The sequence below is a fragment of the Vreelandella lutescens genome (genome assembly GCF_014640815.1).
Lineage (GTDB): Bacteria > Pseudomonadota > Gammaproteobacteria > Pseudomonadales > Halomonadaceae > Vreelandella > Vreelandella lutescens.
Window position 1 is genome coordinate 1 of the sequence record NZ_BMHM01000013.1, and the last position, 1,595, is coordinate 1,595.

The following is a 1,595-nucleotide window of genomic DNA, read 5'->3' on the forward strand; positions in this document are numbered from 1 at the left end:
TCTGATCAGGTAATTCATTGTGAGCGCTTACCGCGAGGGATGATGCATCGTTTAAGGAGGTGATCCAGCCGCAGGTTCCCCTACGGCTACCTTGTTACGACTTCACCCCAGTCATGAACCACACCGTGGTGATCGCCCTCTTGCGTTAGGCTAACCACTTCTGGTGCAGTCCACTCCCATGGTGTGACGGGCGGTGTGTACAAGGCCCGGGAACGTATTCACCGTGACATTCTGATTCACGATTACTAGCGATTCCGACTTCACGGAGTCGAGTTGCAGACTCCGATCCGGACTGAGACCGGCTTTTCGGGATTAGCTCACTCTCGCGAGTTGGCAACCCTTTGTACCGGCCATTGTAGCACGTGTGTAGCCCTACTCGTAAGGGCCATGATGACTTGACGTCGTCCCCACCTTCCTCCGGTTTGTCACCGGCAGTCTCCTTAGAGTTCCCACCATTACGTGCTGGCAAATAAGGACAAGGGTTGCGCTCGTTACGGGACTTAACCCAACATTTCACAACACGAGCTGACGACAGCCATGCAGCACCTGTCTCTGCGTTCCCGAAGGCACCAAGTGATCTCTCACAAGTTCGCAGGATGTCAAGAGTAGGTAAGGTTCTTCGCGTTGCATCGAATTAAACCACATGCTCCACCGCTTGTGCGGGCCCCCGTCAATTCATTTGAGTTTTAACCTTGCGGCCGTACTCCCCAGGCGGTCGACTTATCGCGTTAACTTCGCCACAAAGTGCGCTAGGCACCCAACGGCTGGTCGACATCGTTTACGGCGTGGACTACCAGGGTATCTAATCCTGTTTGCTACCCACGCTTTCGCACCTCAGTGTCAGTGTCAGTCCAGAAGGCCGCCTTCGCCACTGGTATTCCTCCCGATCTCTACGCATTTCACCGCTACACCGGGAATTCTACCTTCCTCTCCTGCACTCTAGCTTGACAGTTCCGGATGCCGTTCCCAGGTTGAGCCCGGGGCTTTCACAACCGGCTTATCAAGCCACCTACGCGCGCTTTACGCCCAGTAATTCCGATTAACGCTTGCACCCTCCGTATTACCGCGGCTGCTGGCACGGAGTTAGCCGGTGCTTCTTCTGCGAGTGATGTCTTTCCTAGCGGGTATTAACCGCTAGGCGTTCTTCCTCGCTGAAAGTGCTTTACAACCCGAAGGCCTTCTTCACACACGCGGCATGGCTGGATCAGGCTTGCGCCCATTGTCCAATATTCCCCACTGCTGCCTCCCGTAGGAGTTCGGGCCGTGTCTCAGTCCCGATGTGGCTGATCATCCTCTCAGACCAGCTACGGATCGTCGCCTTGGTGAGCCTTTACCTCACCAACTAGCTAATCCGACATAGGCTCATCCAATAGCGGGAGCCGAAGCCCCCTTTCTCCCGTAGGACGTATGCGGTATTAGCCTGGGTTTCCCCAGGTTATCCCCCACTATCGGGCAGATTCCTATGCATTACTCACCCGTCCGCCGCTCGTCACCCAAGAAGCAAGCTTCTCTGTGCTACCGCTCGACTTGCATGTGTTAGGCCTGCCGCCAGCGTTCAATCTGAGCCATGATCAAACTCTTCAGTTTAAAATCAT

Annotated in this window: 1 rRNA gene; it reads right to left on the bottom strand. The window is 55.0% G+C overall.

Annotated elements, in window-relative coordinates:
• Positions 1-52 precede the first annotated feature (52 nt).
• Positions 53-1,587 (bottom strand): 16S ribosomal RNA (locus IEW65_RS17035).
• Between the last annotated feature and the right edge of the window lie 8 nt (positions 1,588-1,595).